This is a genomic window from Polaromonas eurypsychrophila, assembly GCF_014641715.1.
Lineage (GTDB): Bacteria > Pseudomonadota > Gammaproteobacteria > Burkholderiales > Burkholderiaceae_C > Polaromonas > Polaromonas eurypsychrophila.
Window position 1 is genome coordinate 175,731 of the sequence record NZ_BMIG01000004.1, and the last position, 15,449, is coordinate 191,179.

At 62.4% G+C, this 15,449-nt stretch carries 13 protein-coding genes; 9 read left to right on the forward strand and 4 right to left on the reverse strand.

All coding sequences use genetic code 11. From position 1 onward, the window contains the following. The first annotated feature begins 19 nt into the window (after positions 1 to 19). The 9 genes from IEX16_RS07450 (at position 20) to IEX16_RS07490 (ending at position 10,011) form a co-directional block, all read left to right on the forward strand. Positions 20 to 793 carry an enoyl-CoA hydratase gene (locus IEX16_RS07450; protein WP_188707721.1) on the forward strand — a complete coding sequence of 258 codons (774 nt, stop codon included), beginning with the start codon at positions 20 to 22 and terminating at the stop codon, positions 791 to 793. Positions 794 to 979: 186 nt separating this feature from the next. Next, entirely contained in the window at positions 980 to 1,705 is a 726-nt protein-coding gene (locus IEX16_RS07455) for a TetR/AcrR family transcriptional regulator (RefSeq protein WP_188707722.1), read from the forward strand. Further along, positions 1,702 to 2,586, forward strand: a complete 885-nt coding sequence (locus tag IEX16_RS07460) for an SDR family oxidoreductase (protein WP_188707723.1) — start codon at positions 1,702 to 1,704, stop codon at positions 2,584 to 2,586. Before IEX16_RS07455 ends, IEX16_RS07460 begins: the two co-directional genes overlap by 4 nt. Further along, complete coding sequence (locus IEX16_RS07465; protein ID WP_188707724.1) at positions 2,583 to 4,235, forward strand: acyl-CoA carboxylase subunit beta; 1,653 nt, start codon at positions 2,583 to 2,585, stop codon at positions 4,233 to 4,235. Before IEX16_RS07460 ends, IEX16_RS07465 begins: the two co-directional genes overlap by 4 nt. A 101-nt stretch (positions 4,236 to 4,336) precedes the next feature. Further along, positions 4,337 to 5,515: an acyl-CoA dehydrogenase family protein gene (locus IEX16_RS07470; protein WP_188707725.1), complete on the forward strand. Its 1,179-nt coding sequence runs from the start codon at positions 4,337 to 4,339 to the stop codon at positions 5,513 to 5,515. Beyond that, entirely contained in the window at positions 5,515 to 6,315 is an 801-nt protein-coding gene (locus IEX16_RS07475; RefSeq protein WP_188707726.1) for an enoyl-CoA hydratase/isomerase family protein, read from the forward strand. Before IEX16_RS07470 ends, IEX16_RS07475 begins: the two co-directional genes overlap by 1 nt. Beyond that, the gene (locus IEX16_RS07480; RefSeq protein WP_229676238.1) at positions 6,312 to 8,372 is read left to right on the forward strand and encodes an acetyl/propionyl/methylcrotonyl-CoA carboxylase subunit alpha; all 2,061 of its coding nucleotides are present in this window, start codon (positions 6,312 to 6,314) and stop codon (positions 8,370 to 8,372) included. Before IEX16_RS07475 ends, IEX16_RS07480 begins: the two co-directional genes overlap by 4 nt. Further along, positions 8,369 to 9,523, forward strand: coding sequence for an acyl-CoA dehydrogenase family protein (locus IEX16_RS07485; RefSeq protein ID WP_188707727.1), 1,155 nt, complete (start codon positions 8,369 to 8,371; stop codon positions 9,521 to 9,523). The genes IEX16_RS07480 and IEX16_RS07485 overlap by 4 nt, the downstream gene beginning before the upstream one ends. Then, the gene (locus IEX16_RS07490; RefSeq protein WP_188707728.1) at positions 9,520 to 10,011 is read left to right on the forward strand and encodes a thioesterase family protein; all 492 of its coding nucleotides are present in this window, start codon (positions 9,520 to 9,522) and stop codon (positions 10,009 to 10,011) included. Before IEX16_RS07485 ends, IEX16_RS07490 begins: the two co-directional genes overlap by 4 nt. Positions 10,012 to 10,059: 48 nt before the next feature. On the opposite strand, the gene IEX16_RS07495 is transcribed toward IEX16_RS07490, so the two are convergent. From IEX16_RS07495 to IEX16_RS07510, 4 genes are all read right to left on the reverse strand, one after another. Continuing rightward, complete coding sequence (locus IEX16_RS07495) at positions 10,060 to 11,217, reverse strand: ABC transporter substrate-binding protein (RefSeq protein ID WP_188707729.1); 1,158 nt, start codon at positions 11,215 to 11,217, stop codon at positions 10,060 to 10,062. A gap of 453 nt (positions 11,218 to 11,670) precedes the next feature. After that, positions 11,671 to 13,527, reverse strand: coding sequence for an AMP-dependent synthetase/ligase (locus IEX16_RS07500; protein ID WP_188707730.1), 1,857 nt, complete (start codon positions 13,525 to 13,527; stop codon positions 11,671 to 11,673). A 139-nt stretch (positions 13,528 to 13,666) separates the two neighbouring features. Further along, complete coding sequence (locus IEX16_RS07505) at positions 13,667 to 14,464, reverse strand: ABC transporter ATP-binding protein (RefSeq protein ID WP_188707731.1); 798 nt, start codon at positions 14,462 to 14,464, stop codon at positions 13,667 to 13,669. A gap of 55 nt (positions 14,465 to 14,519) precedes the next feature. Continuing rightward, positions 14,520 to 15,350 carry an ABC transporter ATP-binding protein gene (locus IEX16_RS07510; RefSeq protein WP_188707732.1) on the reverse strand — a complete coding sequence of 277 codons (831 nt, stop codon included), beginning with the start codon at positions 15,348 to 15,350 and terminating at the stop codon, positions 14,520 to 14,522. Positions 15,351 to 15,449: the final 99 nt, after the last annotated feature.

Sequence of the window (15,449 nt, forward strand, 5' to 3'; positions counted from 1 at the left end):
AAACACTTCAGGAACCACCATGAGCGATTTCAAAGACATCCTTTTCAGCCTTGACGCCGGCGTGATGACCCTCACCCTGAACCGGGTGGACAAGAAAAACTCCATCACCGCAGCCATGTACGCGGCCATGGCCGACGCGCTGGACGCCGCCGCTGCCGACCCTGCGGTGCGGGCGGTGGTGATCCAGGGCCACGAAAGCATTTTTTCAGCGGGCAACGACATCGGTGATTTTCTCAATGGCCCGCCAGCCACCCACGAGTCGCCGGTCTTTCGCTTCCTGCGCGGCATCAGCACCTTCCCGAAACCGGTGGTCGCGTCGGTGTGTGGTCCGGCTGTCGGCATCGGAACCACCATGTTGTTGCACTGCGACCTGGTGTATGCCGGCGACAACGCGGCTTTTTCCATGCCTTTTGTGAACCTGGGCTTGTGCCCTGAAGCGGCGTCGAGTTTTCTGGCACCCCAGTTGATGGGATACGCCCGGGCGGCCGAGGCTTTGCTGCTGGGCGAGCCCTTCATGGCCGAGACCGCGCTGGAGATGGGTCTGGTCAATCGCATTGTTCCGCCGGCCGAGGCCAACGCCCTGGCGCAGCGCCAGGCACAAAAACTCGCGGCCAAACCATTGAGTTCGCTGGTGGAAACCAAACGCCTGATGAAAAAAGGCCAGGCCAGTGTTGTTGCCGAGCGCATGGCTGAAGAGGGCGTCAGCTTTGGCCGAATGCTCAAGGAGCCTGCAGCCCGCGAAGCTTTCGGGGCCTTCATGGCAAAGCGCAAACCCGATTTCTCCACACTTTGACTGAGAGATCGGCTTCCGGCCCATAAGCAACGTGCGTCATCAGCTACTAATTCAATAGCGTTCTTCAATCAGGAGGCCCGAACAGCCCTGCCCAGCGGCCCCCGGATCACCAACTTGCGCGGGGGTTTGTATTTATACAAAGCAACTGCTTGCTAAAAATATCGACTTTTGGTATTGTCGATTTCCATGGACATATCTCATGCGCGCAAGCGCTCGGCGGTGGGCCCGCCCGTTGCCTCTGAAGTGGCAGTGGCGCAGCCCGACAAGCGCCCGCGCGGTCGCCCGCGCAAGACCGTGGCCGAGCGCGACGACGGCAACCGCCGCGTAGAGTTGGTCCATGCGGCGGCGCGGCTGTTCCGGCGCAAGGGTTTTGATGGCACCAGCACGCGGGACATTGCGACCGCCGTTGGCATGCACAGCGGCTCGCCGTTTTACCACTTCAAGAGCAAGGGCGCGCTGCTGCATGCGGTGATGGCCGAAGGCATGCGCTCAGCCATCGCGCGGCAGACCGAGGCGCTGCAACTCGCTGCGCATGCTGTGCCGGACGCTGCGGCCCTGCTGCGGGTGCTGGTGCGCAATCACTTCGACGTTTTGCTGGGGCCGGGCAGCGACTTCATTCCGGTGATGCTGTACGAATCGCGTTCCATCACGGCCAAGCAGCGCAGCCTGCTGGCCAAACTGCAAAGTGACTATGAAGCGGGCTGGGAGCCGGTGCTGCAGGCGCTGCACCAGCAGGGGCGGCTGCGCTGCCCGGTCAAGCTGGCGCGCCTGCTGATGTTCGGTGCGCTGAACTGGTCGGTGCAATGGTTTGACGCCAAAAAAGGCGCGTCGCTCGATGAACTGGCCGATGCGGCGTTGGCGTTGTTCATCGGCGAAGCGCAGGCCGCCGCACCAGGGAGACGCCGACCATGAGTTATCGCTCCGTGTTCAGTGCCGGCCTGTTTGCCGGCAAGGTGGTGGTGGTTACTGGCGGCGGTTCCGGCATTGGCCGCTGCACCGCGCATGAGCTGGCTGCACTCGGCGGCCATGTGGTGCTGATTGGCCGCAAGATCGACAAACTGCATGACGTGGCCGGGGAAATTGTTGCGACCGGTGGCCGTGCCAGCGTTCACTCCTGCGACATCCGGCAGGAAGCTGCAGTGCAGGCGACGGTGACCGCCATCTTGCTGGCGCATGGCCGCATTGACGGGCTGGTCAACAACGCGGGCGGCCAGTACATCGCTTCGCTGGAAAGCATCACGGCCAAGGGCTGGGAGGCGGTGATCAACACCAACCTGACCGGCGGCTTTTTAATGGCGCGCGAGTGTTACCTGCAGTCCATGGCTGCCCACGGCGGCGCCATCGTCAACATCGTGGCCGACATCTGGGGCTCGATGCCGTCCATGGGCCACAGCGGCGCGGCGCGGGCCGGTATGGTCAGCTTCACCGAAACCGCAGCGGCCGAGTGGGCGCACAGCGGGGTGCGTATCAACGCGGTGGCGCCGGGCTACATCGCGTCCAGCGGCATGGACCACTACCCGCCCGAAGCCGGCGCCATGCTGCGCGAGATGCGCAACACCGTGCCGCTGGGCCGCTTCGGCACCGAGGCGGAAACCTCGGCGGCGGTGGTGTTTTTGCTCAGCCCGGCCGCCAGCTTCATCAGCGGCAGCATACTGCGCGTGGATGGCGCGCGGCCGCAGGTGCGCATGGGCTGGCCGATGCGCCTGCCCGACGCCGATGCGCAGCAACGTGAAGCCGTCAAACCGTTCGACGGCTTTCACCTCGCCACGACGCCGAAGGTTTTTCAGAAATGACGATTTTCCAGTCGGCGTGGAACGCGGAGGGCAGCACGGCCCTGCAGCGTAATGAGGCCATGCTGGCGCGCATCGCCGCACTGCGTGCGCTGGAAGACCGCGCGGCGCAGGCCTCTGCGAAGTCAAAACCGGTGTTCGACAAGCGCGGCCAGTTGCTGCCGCGTGAGCGGGTGGCGCTGCTGCTGGACCCCGGTACACCTTACCTGCCTTTGTGTTCGCTCGCGGGTTTTATGCAGGATCACAAGGATGCTGCCCTGTCGGTTCCAGGGGGCGGCGTCGTTGCAGGCATTGGCTTTGTAGAAGGTGTGCGCTGCATGATCGTCGCCAGTGATTCGGGCATCGAGGCCGGTGCCATCCAGGCCATGGGGCTGGACAAGATATTGCGCGTGCAGGAGATCGCGCTGCATAACAAGCTGCCTTTTATTCACCTGGTCGAAAGCGCGGGCGCCAACCTGATGCGTTACCGCGTCGAGGGTTTTGTCCACGGCGGCGCGCTGTTTCGCAACCTGGCGCGGCTGTCGGCGGCAGGTATTCCGGTCATCACGGTGCAGCACGGCTCGGGTACGGCTGGGGGCGCCTACATGCCGGGCCTGTCCGATGTGGTGATCATGGTGCGTGGCCGTTCGCGCGCCTTCCTCGCCGGCCCGCCGCTGCTGATGGCGGCGACCGGCGAAGTGGCTACCGAGGAAGAGCTGGGCGGTGCCGAGATGCACGCCAGTATTTCCGGCCTCGGCGAGCAGTTGGCTGAAGACGATCGTCACGCGCTGGGGCTGGCGCGCGAGGTAGTGGCCCGCACTTCATGGTTAAATCGCCCTCCAGCCCATACCAAACGGGTGCAAGCAGCTATCAATTCAGGAGCATTTAAGGAGCGGGAACCGCTCTACCCGGCCGATGATCTGCTCGGGCTGATGAGCGCCGACCTGCGCCAGCCGGTGGACATGCACGAGGTGATCGCGCGTCTGGTGGATGGCTCGGACTTCCTGCCCTTCAAGGCGCTGTACGGCGCGGCCACGGTCTGTGTGCAGGCGTCCATCAACGGCCATGCGGTCGGCATCATCAGCAACAACGGCCCGATTGATGTGGCCGGTGCCAACAAGGCCACACATTTCATCCAGATGATGTGCCAGTTGGGCCAGCCCATTGTCTACCTGCAGAACACCACCGGCTACATGGTCGGCAAGGACAGCGAGCAGGCCGGCATGATCAAACACGGCGCCAAGATGATCCAGGCCGTGGCCAGCGCCACGGTGCCGCAGATCACCATCCAGTGCGGCGCCTCGTTTGGCGCGGGCAACTACGGCATGTGCGGGCGCGGTTATGCGCCGCGTTTTTTGTTCAGCTGGCCCAACGCCAGGACTGCAGTCATGGGCGGCGAGCAGGCAGCGCGCACCATGCAGATCGTCACCGAGGCGGCCATGGCGCGCAAGGGCATCGCCGTTGACGCGGCGCAGTCACAGGCGCAGTTCGACAAGATCGTGGCCCTGTTCGAGGCCCAGGCTGACGCGTTTTACACCTCGGGCCTGCTGCTCGACGACGGCGTGATCGACCCGCGCGATACCCGCGCGGTGCTCGCGCAATGTCTGGCCATGTGTGCCGAGGCCGAGGAGCGGCAGCTCAGGCCCATGCAGTTTGGAGTTGCGCGAATGTGAAAAACTGCTTGTCATTGCGGGTTCGACCCGCAATCCATGCGGGCGCACCGTCATGGACCCCGGATCAGATCCGGGATGACAAGCCATACAAGGAGACAAACATGCAATACACCCACGAACACCTCGAAATCCAGAAAACCCTCAAGCGTTTCATAGACGCCGAAATCAACCCGCATGTGGACGAGTGGGAAGCGGCTGAAATCTTTCCCGCGCATGAAGTTTTCAAGAAACTCGGCAATCTGGGCCTGCTGGGCCTGACCAAGCCCGAGGAATACGGCGGCGCGGGTCTGGACTATTCCTATGGTGTGGCCATGGCTGAGGCGCTGGGTCACATCGACTGCGGCGGCGTGCCGATGGCGATCGGGGTGCAGACCGACATGTGCACGCCGGCGCTGGCGCGTTTCGGCAGCGAGGAGCTCAAACGCGAGTTCCTGGCGCCGGCGATTGCCGGCGATACCGTGGGCTGCATAGGTGTCAGCGAGCCCGGTGCCGGCAGTGACGTGGCGTCCATCAAAAGCCATGCGCGCAAGGATGGCGACGACTACATCATCAGCGGCCAGAAGATGTGGATCACCAACAGTCTGCAGGCTGATTGGATGTGCATGCTGGTCAACACCGGCGACGGACCCCAGCACAAGAACAAAAGCCTGGTCATGGTGCCCATGCGCGAAGGCGGCACGCTGCGCAAGGGCATAGAGGTCGGCAAAAAGATCAAAAAAATTGGCATGAACGCCAGCGACACCGGCCTGATTTATTTTGACGAGGTGCGCGTGCCACAGCGCTACCTGATAGGCGCCGAAGGCTCGGGCTTCATGTACCAGATGATGCAGTTCCAGGAAGAGCGGCTCTGGTGCGCGGCCAGTTGCATCCAGTCGCTGACCAATTGCATCAACTGGACAGTGGAGTGGGCGCACGAGCGCAAGCTTTTCGGCGCCACGCTGGCCGACCAGCAGTGGGTGCAGTTCAAGCTGGCCGAGATGAAAACCGAGGTCGAGGGCCTGCGCGCCATGACCTACCGCGCCTGTGAACTGTACGTGCAGGGCCAGGACGTGACCGAGCTGGCCTCCATGGCCAAACTCAAGGCCGGGCGATTGAATCGCCTGGTGCCCGACACCTGTCTGCAGTTCTGGGGTGGCATGGGTTACACCTGGGAAAACAAGGTGGCGCGCATGTTCCGCGACGGCCGGCTGGCGTCCATAGGCGGTGGCGCCGACGAGGTCATGATGGGCATCATCGCCAAAACCATGGGTTTGTCGAAAACCCGGAAACCCGCAGCCTGATGGACGGCACCCTGACCGGCAAGCTGCTGATCAACCGCACCGGCGAGGTCGAGTCCTGGACGCTCAGCGACCCGGCCACACGCAATGCCTTGACGGACGAGCTGGTAGCTGCGTTGCGCCATGCCTGCGAGCGTGCTGCTGCCGACCCTGGCTTGCGGTTTGTGGTGCTGCAGGGCAGCGGTTCTGCGTTTTGCGCCGGCGGCAGCCTCGGTGGTTTTACAGCATCGATAGGTCAGGCCTTGCCCGTCGGTCAGGCCGACCCGCTGATCGCGATGAATGCCGGTTTCGGTGCGCTGCTTGAAGCTTTGTGCGCCTTGCCGAAAATGCTGCTGGTGGCCGTTGACGGCCCGGCCATGGGTGGCGGCCTGGGCCTGGTGTGTTGTGCTGACTTTGTGCTGGCCGCACCAACGGCGGTGTTTGCGGCGCCTGAAGTCACCCTGGGTGTGGTGCCGGCGCAGATCGCAGCCTTTGTTCATCGCCGGCTCGGTGACCGCGCGGCACGCCGGCTGCTGCTGACCGGCGAAAAACTCTCTGCAGACCAGGCGTTGGCGCTGGGTCTTGCCGATGAGGTTGTCGCTGATCTTCAGGCCGCGGTGGCGCAGCGCATCGGCATCCTGCGCCGCGCTGCGCCAGGTGCCGTGGCCCATACCAAGGCCTTGCTTTGTATGCTAAATACGGCTGCAGCCCATGACCTGTCTGCGAAAGCAGCTATTAAATTTGTAGCAAATTTGCGCAGCCCCGAGGCGGCCGAAGGGCTGTCAGCGTTTGCCGGCAAACGCAAGCCCGGGTGGGCAGCATGAGCACCACGATCATTCGCCGACTCCTGGTTGCCAACCGGGGCGAGATCGCCCGCCGCATCATGCGCACTGCGAATCGCATGGGCATCGCCACGGTTGCGGTGTATTCCGATGCTGACGCTCAGGCCTTGCATGTGCGTGAAGCCTGCAGCGCGGTGGCGCTGGTGGGCAATGCGTCGGCGGATACCTATCTGCGCATCGACAAATTGCTGGCCGCCGCCCAAGCCAGCGGTGCCGACGCGGTACATCCGGGGTATGGCTTTCTGAGCGAAAACGCAGACTTTGCGCAGGCCGTGCTCGATGCCGGTCTGACCTGGGTCGGGCCGCCACCGGCTGCGATACGTGCGCTCGGCAACAAGGCTGCTGCCAAGCAGCTCGCGCTGGCGAAAAACGTGCCCTGCCTGCCGGGCTACCAGGGAATCGATCAGTCGAATGACCGGCTGGTGGCCGAGGCCGTGAAAGTGGGCTACCCGCTCATGGTAAAGGCTACGGCCGGCGGTGGCGGGCGCGGCATGCGCCTCGTGAGCCAGGCCTCCGGATTGCTGGCCGCGTTGGACAGTGCCCGTTCCGAAGCCTTGTCGTCTTTCGGCAACGGCGAGTTGCTGCTCGAACGCGCGCTGGTCAATCCGCGCCATGTCGAGGTGCAGGTGTTTGCCGATACGCTGGGTCATTGCATTCATCTCGGTGAGCGTGATTGCTCGGTTCAGCGGCGTCATCAAAAGCTGATTGAAGAGTCGCCCAGCCCGGCAGTGGATGCGGCCTTGCGCGAACAGATGGGGCGATGTGCGGTCGAACTGGCGCTGGCGGCGGGTTATGTGGGCGCTGGAACGGTGGAGTTCTTGGTGGAGGCTCCCTCTCCACCAGCCAGGGCCGCGGAACCCGCTTTGCCGGGCCGCAGGCGCAGCGCCCCTCTTTCTCGTGCAAGGGGCAGCGCAACGCCGGAGGTACGCGAAGCGACAAGCGTGGGGGCTCAATTTTATTTGATGGAAATGAACACGCGCCTGCAAGTGGAACATCCGGTCACCGAGGCGTTGACGGGGCTGGATCTGGTCGAGTGGCAACTTCGCATCGCGCAGGGAGAGTCCTTGCCGCTGCGCCAGGAGCAGGTAACGCTTAACGGCCATGCCATTGAAGTCAGGCTGTGCGCCGAAGACGATAATTTTTCGCCACACGCGGGACGAGTGCATCATTTCGTCGAGCCTGCACACGCGCGTTTTGATCACGCGCTGCAGTCCGGCGGCGAGGTCGCGCCGTACTATGACTCCATGCTCGGCAAACTCATTGTTCACGGCGCCAGCCGTAGCGGAACGATTGAGAAGATGATTGCCGCTCTGGCGGGAACGCAGGTGCTGGGTTTGCCGACCAACCGCGCTTTTCTTGCAGCTTGTCTGGCGCACCCGGTGTTTAAGGCCGGCCAGGCGCTGATTCCGTTTCTGACAGAGCACGGCGATGCGATTCGGCAGACCCTGCAGGCGCAACAGGCGGAGGTCTTGTTGCCTGCGGCGCTTGGCGTGCACTTCGGCAACGGACCCGGTGCTGCGCGGTGCTTGCCTTGTCCCTTCGGCAAAGCGCTGCGTCTGTTACATGGCGAGCAGGTGTTGGAGATCACCGTGACCGAAACCGGCGCAGGGGGGCTGGAAGTTGCGTGCGGTGCGCAGCAACACACGGCCACCTGCACGCGCACCGGTGACGGCCGGATGTTTGTCACGGTCGATGGCCGGGGCAGCACGGTGCGGGCTTGCCGCGCGACCGATGGCCGCTGGCATGTTCAGGTGGGCGCCACGGATGTCTGGCTCATGGACGCGAGTTTCGAGCCCGCTGCCGGGGCGGCATCGGCCAGCCGCGCGATGGAGCTGCGGGCGCCGTTCAATGGCAAGCTGTTGGTCGTCAAGGTCGCGGCAGGAGCGACCGTCCAGCGTGGCGACACCTTGCTGGTGATCGAATCGATGAAGCTGGAACATGCGGTGTGCGCCACGCGTGATGCTGTTGTCGCGGCGGTGGAGGTGGCGCCTGGCCAGCAGACCGCGACCGGCCAGGTCCTGCTGAGGTTTGAAGCATGAAGCCGCCGCCCTTTGATCTGGAGGCCCTGGCTGATATCAGTGAATCCGTCAAACGGTTTGCGCAGCGTGAGATTGCACCGCATGTCACGCAGTGGGACGATGCCGGCGAATTTCCGCGAGCCTTGTACCGCCAGGCGGCTGACCTGGGCCTGCTGGCTCTGGGCTACCCCGAGGCGCTGGGGGGTACGCCTGCATCGTGGCGGATGCGCAATGCGATGACGCTGGCGCTGTGCCGTTATGGCGGCAGCGGTGGTGTGCTAGCCAGCCTGTTCTCGCACAATATCGGCCTGCCGCCGGTGCTGGCTCACGGATCGACGGCCTTGCAGCAGGCGGTGATTCCGGCGGTGCTGCGCGGCGAAAAAATTGCAGCGCTGGCGATTACCGAGCCCGGTGGCGGCTCCGACGTGGCGGCGCTGCGCACGACGGCGCGGCGTGATGGCGACGACTATGTGATCGACGGCGAAAAGGTCTTCATCACCTCGGGCATGCGGGCCGACTTCATCACGGTGGCCGTGCGCACCGGTGAGGGCAAAGGTGCCGGTGGCATTTCCATGATGCTGGTTCCCGGCGACAGCCCCGGCCTGTCCCGCACAGCGCTGCAGAAAATGGGCTGGTGGTGCTCCGACACCGCGCATCTGCGCTTTGACGGTGTACGTGTGCCTTCCGGCCATTTGCTGGGGGAGGAGGGCGGTGGCTTCAAAATCATCATGAGCAACTTCAACGGCGAACGGATGGCGATGTCCGCCGCCGCGCTGGGTTTTGCGCAGGCCTGTTACGACGAGGCGCTGGACTGGGCGCGCCAGCGCAAGGCCTTCGGCGGCACGCTGGTGGACAAGCAGGTGATCCGCCACAAGCTGGTGGACATGCAGATGCGCCTTGCCTCCACCCAGGCCTGGGTCGAAGCGGTGGTTGATCGTGCTGATGCCGGCGACCAGGGTCCCGACTGGGTGGCCCACGTCTGCATGCTGAAGAACCACGCGACGCAGACCATGCAGTTCTGCGCTGACCAGGCGGTGCAAATCCTCGGCGGCATGGGTTTCATGCGCGGCACCAGGAGTGAACGCATTTATCGCGAGGTCAAGGTCATGATGATTGGCGGTGGCGCCGAAGAGATCATGAAAGACCTCGCTGCACGACAATTGGGCCTATGAGCAAAATCACCATTCCGGCCGCCGCCACCGTCGAGTTTGAACCCGAATTTATTGCCGGTCTAAAAACGCTGTTTGAAGAAAAAATCGTGTTCAACCGCGTGCTGGGCCTGAAAATCACCCTGCTGACGCCGGAGCGCGTTACTGCGCGCATCACGATGACAGATCAATTGGTCGGCCACTATGCGCACAACCGCATCCACGGCGGCGTGATCAGTGCCGGACTGGACGCCATGGGTGGGCTGGCGGTGATGGCCGCCATCGGCGCGCGCCACATGGACGAGTCGCCGATGCAGCGCCTGCAGCGTTTCAGCAAGCTCGGCACCATTGATTTGCGGGTGGACTACCTGCGCCCCGGAATCAGCGACCATTTTGAACTGCACGCTGACGTGCTGCGCCTGGGCTCCCGCGTGGCCAGTACGCGCATGGAGTTTTACGGTGCAGACGGCAAGCTGCTGTCAACGGGGGCGGGCGCTTACATCGTGTCATGAAAAAAGCCACCCGAGGGTGGCTTTGTTTTTGGCAAGCTGCGTGGCGGCTTACTTGATGTACTCGGACACCGGCTTCCATTTGCCCTCGGTGATTTGCGACAGCCGCGATGCATCGCTGCCAAGACGCTTGGTGGAGGTGTAGGTGGCTTGCGCGCTGCCAAACATGTCTGGCGGGACAACCATGGTGTCCATCACCTTGATGAAGCTGTCGGTCGACAGGTTGGCTCCCGCCTTCTGGGCCGCTTTGGCAAAGATGTCGATGATGTTGTAGCCGTAGACCGAGAACACGGTGGGGTCTTCGTTGAATTTGGTTTTGTACTTGTTGGCCCAGAACCGGATCGGCTGTGACGCCTCATCCAGGTAGGGGTTTTGCACCGTCATGGTGGCATACAAGCCGTTCATCGCCGGGCCACCCAGCTTGTGAATCAGGTCGGTGTAGGCCGCACTGGAGCCCAGAAAAATCGGATTGAAGCCGGTCTTGCGTGACTCGCCGATGGCGCCAATGGTTTCGCGGATGATGGTGCCGAGCACCACCATGTCGCAGCCCGAGGACTTCATCTTGGCAACTTGGGATGAAAAATCAGTCGCACCGCGCTTGTAGGATGTCTTTTCGGCGAACTCCATGCCTATGCTTTTCAGGCCGGCCTCCCCGCCGCGCATGACTTCCAGGCCGAACTCGTCGTCCTGGTACATGGTGCAGACTTTCTTGATGCCTTTTTCCTTGACCAGTTTAGGTGCTGCATTGCGCATTTGGTCGAAGTAGGTGGCGGCGAAGGAGTACTTGAGCTTGTGGAAGGGCTCGTACATCTCGCGCGCTGCGGTGATCGGGAAAAAGTTGATCACATTCTTATCGAACTGGACCGGCATGGCGGCCAGATTCTGCGCCGTGCCGATGTGGCCGACCATCATGAAAATCTTGTCCTGGTTGACCAGCTTCTGGGCTGCCAGCACGGCCTTCTTGGGGTCGTAGGCCGAGTCTTCCACGATGATCTTGAGTTTGCGGCCGTTGATGCCGCCTTGCTCATTGATCTCGTCGACCCGCAACAACATGCCCAGCCGCGCCTGCTTGCCGAAACCCGCAATCGGGCCGGACAGGTCCTGGATCGAACCGAGGGTGATTTCGGTTTTGCTCACGCCCTGCTGGGCCATGCCCTGACCGGCGGCCAGTGCCAGCACAGCCAGTGTCAGTGTGGTTTTAAATGTCATGAAAGTCTCCTGTAATAAAGGGGGCATCGCCTGCATGCAACAGGCGCGAAACACTATGCATTCTTGACGCCGGCCTCTGAAAGTCAAGCTGGCGTAACTACGCAAGGGAAACTACTTAAGGACCCTCTGCATAACTCGCGCCGCGCGCGGCGAGGCTTTTGCGGGATGAGCCGTGAGGCGCAAAACCCAAGGCAAGGCTTTCTGCCTTGCCTGGTTTTGTAACGAAGCGCTGGCAACCGCGGTCGCGGTTGCAGCCCTTTGAGCCCTTATGGGCAGGCACGGCCCTAGCCGTGCGTGCCCGCAAAACCACGCCCCTTCGGGTTCGGACCAAAACGGGCGCTTTCCTCACCAAACCCCTTGCGTGTGCCTTCGGGCACACGACGCGGCGTGTTGGCAAGCAAATCATCCCGTTGTGGATCCGAACGCGCATGGCGGGAGTTGTGCAGAGAGTCCTTAACGGTACATCGCCTCGATCTGCCCGGCGTATTTTTTCTCGACCAGCTTGCGCTTGAGTTTCATGGTCGGTGTCAGTTCTTCGTCTTCAGCGCTCAGTTGCGTTTCAAGCAGGAAAAATTTCTTGATCTGCTCGACCCGCGCAAACTTCTTGTTGACTCGGTCCAGCTCGGCCTGAATCAGCTCCTGCACCTCCGCCGAACGGGTCAGGCTCTGGTAGTTGCTGAATGGCACATCGTTGTCCTGCGCATATTTTTCGACGTTTTCCTGGTCGATCATGATGATGGCGGTGAGGTAAGGCCGCTTGTCGCCGATGACCACAGCGTCGGTGACATAGGGCGAAAACTTGAGTTCGTTTTCAAGCTCGCTGGGGGTCACGTTTTTGCCGCCGGCCGTGATGATGATGTCCTTCATGCGGTCAGTGATGCGGTAAAAACCTTCTTCGTCCACCAGGCCCACATCGCCGGTGTGCAACCAGCCGTCTGCGTCTATGGTTTCAGCGGTTTTCTCCGGCAGGTTCAGATAGCCCATGAAGACATTGGTGCCGCGCACCAGAATTTCCCCCGTCGCCGGATCGAGTTTGACCTCGTTGTAACCAGCCGCTGGACCAATCGAGCCGGGCTTGATGCGACTGGCCGGCACACCGGTGGCGGCACCGCAGGTTTCCGTCATGCCCCAGACCTCCAGCATCGGAACGCCGAGCGCCATGTACCACTTGACGAGTTCTGGCGAAATCGGTGCGGCGCCGGTCACGCAAAAACGTGCGCGGTGGATGCCAATGAGTTTTCTCGCATTGTCCAGCGCGATCCAGCGCGCAATTGTGAACTTGACTTTGAGCCAGCCGCTCACGGTTTCACCGGCCATCACCCTGTCGGCAATCTCGGTGCCCACACCTATGCCCCAGGCGTAGGCGGCTTGTTGCAAACGACTGGCTTCCTTGAGCGAAATCATCACGCCCGAGTAGAACTTTTCCCAGACGCGCGGCACGGCGGTGAACACTGTGGGTGCGATCTCGCGCACGTTCTCCGGGATGGTTTCGGGGTTTTCGACAAAGTTGAGTTTCGCTCCGGTGTACAGCGCAAAATATTCGCCGCCCATGCGCTCGGCAATGTGGCACAGCGGCAGAAAACACATGCGTTCGTCGTTTTCGTCTTGCGCCACCAGCGTGTTGTAGCCGCGCGCAGTGAACACCAGGCCCTTGTGGTTGTGCATCGCGCCTTTGGGCTTGCCGGTGGTGCCCGAGGTATAGACCAGAATGGCCAGGTCTTCGGGTCGGCAGGCGGCCACACGCATCGCGACCGCTCCCGCGTGCTGCGCCAGGTAGCTGCGGCCGAGTTCGCGAACGGCCGCCAGGCTGATGACGTCGGGTTCGTTCAGCTCGCGCAGGCCTTCCATGTCAAACACCACGATCTTGCGCAGGCCGGGGAGCTGGCTGCGCACTTCAAGCGCCTTGTCGAGTTGCTCGTCGTCTTCGACGAAGAGGATGCGGGTAGCAGAGTCCTCACAGAGGTAGTGCACCTGGGAAGCCGCGTCAGTCGGGTAGATGCCGTTGGCCACACCGCCGCAACTGAGCACCGCCAGGTCGGCCAGCACCCATTCGATGACGGTGTTCGACAGGATGGACGCGCATTCGCCGGGTGCAAAGCCCAGGCTCATCAGGCCACCAGCGATCTCGCTGACCGCTTCACCGGTCTGGTTCCAGCTCCAGCTGCGCCAGATGCCGAGTTTTTTCTGCCGCATCCAGACCTTGTCCTGACGCTGCGCCACACCGTTCCAGAACAGCGCCGGAATGGTCTCTCCTTCAAGCACCACACGGGTTTCGGGCTGGATGTGGGAGAGGTCCCAGAGGTTGCTCATAGGTTTCTCCACACGGCTGTCATCCCGGACTCGATCCGGGATCCATGCCGCGCCTGCAAATTGGGTTCAAGAGACATGGATTGCGGATCAAGTCCGCAATGACACAAGCCGGTGGATTGAGCTCTGGGAAACATATTCTTCATCGCCACGTCTTCTTCTTCTTCCAGCGACGCTCGCTGCGCACACCGTCTTCCTTCATGCCCAGGTAGAACTCCTTGATGTCTTCCTTTTCCCGCAGCCTGGCGCAGGTGTCTTCCATCACGATGCGGCCGTTTTCCAGGACGTAGCCGTAGTCGGAGGCGTTCAGGGCCATGTTGGCGTTTTGTTCGACCAGCAAAATCGTCGTGCCGCGCTCGCGGTTGATGCGCACCACGATCTCGAAGATTTCCTTGGTCAGCTTGGGGGACAGGCCCAGGCTGGGTTCGTCGAGCAGGATCAGGTCGGGCGAGGCCATCAGCGCGCGCGAGATCGACAGCATCTGCTGCTGTCCGCCCGACAGCAGGCCGGCGTCCTGCAAAGCCCGCTCGCGCAGGATGGGGAAGTAGCCAAACACGGCTTCAATGTCCTTGGCCACGCCGTCGCGGTCCTTGCGGGTGTAAGCGCCCATCAGCAGGTTGTCGCGCACGCTGAGCAGCGGGAACACCTCGCGGCCTTCGGGCACATGGCTCAGGCCCTGCTGCACGATGTAGGCCGGGTCTTGCGCGGTGATGTTGCCGCCCTTGAACTCAATTGAGCCCTTGCGCGGGTCGATGATGCCGGAGATGGTTTTCAGGATGGTCGTCTTGCCAGCGCCATTGGAGCCCAGCACCGTGGCGATCTCGCCGCGCCGCACCTGCAGACTGACGCCGCGAATGGCTTTGATCGGCCCGTAAGAGCTTTCGACGTTGAGCAGCTTGAGCACGGGCTGGTCGCTCAAGGGTGGACGCACGGCGCTCATTGGATGACCCCCGCTCTGTGAGCTGCGGTATTCGCCTTGGGAGCGGCCCGGCGGCTCATGAACGCACCCCTGCATGCACATCGACGGTTTTGTGCTGGCGGCGCAGCGACGAGACGTCGTCAATGGAGCCCAGGTAGGCCTCGATCACGCCGGGGTCGTTCTGCACCTCGCGCGGCGTACCCATGGCCAGCACTTCGCCCTGGTTCATGGCCAGCACCCGGTCGGAGACCTTGGAAACCAGCGTCATGTCATGTTCCACCATCAATACCGTGATGCCCAGTTCGTTCTTGATGTCCTGGATCCAGAAAGCCATGTCGTCGGTTTCTTCCACATTCAGGCCGGAGGAAGGTTCGTCGAGCAACAGCAGCTTGGGCTCGGTGCACAGCGCGCGGGCCAGCTCCACCACCTTGCGCACGCCGTAGGGCAGGCCGGCGACATAGGAGTCGCGGTGGTGCTGCAGGTCCAGGAAGTCGATGACCTGCTCGGCTTTTTCTCGTGCCTGGATTTCGGCGTCACGGGTTTTTTGGGTGAAGAAAATTTCGCTCCATACGCCGGTTTGCCGGTGCGTGTGCCGACCGATCAACAGGTTGTGCAGCACCGTGGCATGTTCAAACAACTCGATGTTCTGGAAGGTGCGGGCGATGCCCAGCGCGGCGATCTTGTGCGGTGGCTGGTCGGTGAGCTTGGCGCCCATGTAGTCAATCTCGCCAGTGGTGGGCGTGTAGATGCGACTGATCAGGTTGAACACCGTGGTCTTGCCCGCACCGTTGGGCCCGATCAGGGTGAACACCTCGCCCTGCTTCACATCGAAGCTGACGTTGTTGACGGCCAGTACGCCGCCGAAACGGACACTGAGGTTGCGCGCCGACAACAGAGCGTCATTCATAGGTGTACGCCTTGAGCATGACGAAATTTTCCGACGGGCCGCCCCTAGAAAAATTAGCCCCCTCGGGGGGCAGCGAAGTACGCGAAGCGACGAGCGTGG